General features: G+C 73.8%; 2 protein-coding genes and 1 pseudogene. All 3 read left to right on the top strand.

Annotated elements, in window-relative coordinates:
- Positions 1 to 94: 94 nt before the first annotated feature.
- A complete protein-coding gene (locus VER05_RS00990; RefSeq protein WP_324843540.1) occupies positions 95 to 1,000 on the top strand; it encodes an ABC transporter permease in 906 nt (301 codons plus the stop codon).
- 59 nt (positions 1,001 to 1,059) lie between these two features.
- Positions 1,060 to 2,496: a serine hydrolase domain-containing protein gene (locus VER05_RS00985; RefSeq protein WP_324843539.1), complete on the top strand. Its 1,437-nt coding sequence runs from the start codon at positions 1,060 to 1,062 to the stop codon at positions 2,494 to 2,496.
- Positions 2,497 to 2,501: 5 nt separating this feature from the next.
- Positions 2,502 to 2,726 (top strand): annotated as a pseudogene (locus VER05_RS00980) (hypothetical protein); the annotation flags it as partial.

The raw sequence follows: 2,726 nt of genomic DNA, 5'->3' as shown, positions 1-2,726 counted from the left end.
GTCGTCGGCGTCTCCACCGCGCTGATCATCATCTTCCTGCTGACGAACCTGGTCGTGGACCTGCTGTCGTCGGTGCTCGACCCGAGGATCCGCCATGAGTGACACCCTCACCGCCACCGCGGCCACCGAGGTCGACGCGGATGCCCCCGCCGCCCCGCGCGGGGTGTGGCGCACGCTGCGCCGCCGCCCGCTGTTCTGGCTCTGCGCGGGGGTGCTCGGCGTGCTGCTGCTGATCGCGGTCGCCCCGTCGTGGTTCGCCGGCTGGTTCGGCCAGCCCGACCCCCGCGCGTGCAACCTGTCCGACAGCGCGCTGCGCCCGGGCGGCGACCACGTGTTCGGCACCGACGTGCAGGGCTGCGACGTGTACGCGAACGTCATCTACGGCACCCAGGCGTCGCTCACCGTCGGCGTGCTCGCCACCGCGGTGGCGCTGCTGGTCGCCCTGGTGGTCGGCACCGCGGCGGGGTTCTACGGCGGCCTCGCCGACCGGTTGATCGCCCGGCTGACCGACGTGTTCCTCGGTTTCCCGTTCCTGCTCGGGGCGGTCGTCGTGCTCACCTCGATCGGCACCCGGTCCGCGGTCACCGTCGCCCTGGTGCTCGCGCTGTTCTCCTGGCCGACCATGGCCCGGCTGGTCCGCGGCTCGGTCCGCTCGGTCCGGGACGCCCCGTACGTCGAGGCCGCCAAGGCCATGGGCCTGCGGGACCGGCGGATCATCGCCCGGTACGTGCTGCCCAACTCGATCGGCCCGGTGCTCGCCGTGGCGACCACGATGGTCGGCGGCGTCATCGTCTCCGAGTCGACGCTGACCTTCCTCGGCCTGGGCCTGCGCGCGCCGTCGATCTCCTGGGGGCTGCAGCTGTCCAGCGCGCAGACCTACTTCCAGACGTCCCCGCACATGCTGCTGTTCCCGAGCATCTTCCTGACCGTCACCGTCCTGGCGATGATCACCCTCGGCGACGTCCTGCGGGACGTCCTCGACCCGAAGGGGCGCGGCTGACCGCGCCGCGCACCGCCCGCACCGAGCACCACCCCGCACCGTCCCGAGAGGCCCACCGCATGTCCGACACGACCGCCACCCTCCGCGCCGCCGCCCCGTACCTCGCGTCGTGGGTCGACCTCCAGGGCGCGTTCCGCCGCGCCGTCGGCGTCCAGGTGGCGATCCGGTCCGGCGACGAGGTGGTGCTCGACCACGCGTGGGGCACGGCCGACGTCGCCACGGGTGAGCCGCTGCGCACCGACCACCTGTTCCGGATCGCCTCGCACTCCAAGTCGTTCACGGCGACCGCCGTCATGCGGCTGGTCGAGGCGGGCCGGCTGCGGCTGGACGACACCGTGGGGGCGCACGTCCCGGGGCTCGCGTCCTCGCCGCTCGCGAGCCGCACCGTGCGCGAGCTGCTCGGCCACCAGGCCGGCGTCATCCGGGACGGCGAGCGGGGCGACTTCTGGCAGCTCGACGGCCCGTTCCCGGACGAGGGGACGCTGGTGACGGAGCTGCTGGAGGCCGGCGAGGTCTACGGGCCGAACGAGCACTTCAAGTACTCCAACTACGGGTACGGCATCCTCGGGCTGGTCGTGGAGTCCGTGACCGGCGAGCCGTTCCGCGATCACCTGCGGTCCGCCGTCCTCGACCCGCTCGGCATGGCCGACACCGGCGCCGAGTACGACGAGGGGCTCGCCGACCGGTACGCCGCCGGCCACACCGCCCTGCTCGACGCGGACGACCGCCGCGAGACCATCGAGCACGTCGACACCCGCGCGCTCGCCGCCGCCACCGGCTTCTACTCCACCGCCCGGGACATGACCGCGTTCGGGGCCGCGCACTTCTACGGCGACGAGTCCCTGCTGTCGGACGCGGGCAAGCGGCTGCTGCACCGGCAGGAGTCGGTGGTGAAGGTGCACGGCAAGGAGGTCGGCCGGTACGGCATCGGCCTGGACCTGCACACGATCGGCGACCGCGAGGTCGTCGGGCACTCGGGCGGCTACCCGGGGCACATCACCCGGACCTACATCGACCCGGAGCAGCGGCTGGTCGTCAGCGTCCTCACCAACGCGATCGACGGCCCGGCCGACGCGATCGCGGTCGGCCTGATCAAGCTGGTCGACCTGGCGCTCAACCCGCCCGCCGACGCGCCCGAGCCCGCCGCCGACGCCCGGCCGCTCGCCGAGTACACCGGCCGGTTCGGCGCCCTGTGGGGGATCACGGACATCGCCGAGCTCGGCGGCCGGCTCCTGTGGCTGCACCCCGCCGCGCCGGACCCGGTCGCCGCCTACGACGAGCTGCACGTCCGCGGCCGCGACCTGCTGGGCACCACCCGGCAGCCGGGCTTCGGGTCGGCCGGCGAGGACGTCGTCGTGGAGCGCGCGGAGGACGGCGCGATCGCCGCCGTGCGCAACGGGATGACCTCCTGGCCGCTCGACGAGTTCCGCCGCCGGCGCACCGGCATGACGCGCCGCCGGGACGCCGGTGCGGACGTCCTGGCGTCCCTAGGCTGACCGGCATGACCAGCGACGACGCAGCACCGGCCGCCGACCTGACGATGACGCCGGAGCAGCTGGCGTGGATCGAGCAGTTCGCGCTCACCTGGGAGGGCACGAACAGCGCCCGCATGGAGGGCCGCGTGGTCGGGCTGCTGATGATCGCCGACCGCCCGTACCTGTCGTCCCAGCAGATCGCGCAGCTGCTCACCGCGAGCGCCGGGGCCGTGTCCACCGCGACCCGGCGG

The sequence above is a fragment of the Cellulomonas sp. genome, assembly GCF_035634735.1.
Classification (GTDB): Bacteria; Actinomycetota; Actinomycetes; order Actinomycetales; family Cellulomonadaceae; genus Cellulomonas.
Note: the sequence above shows the minus strand (reverse complement) of the source record. Positions and strands in the feature narration are given on the sequence as shown.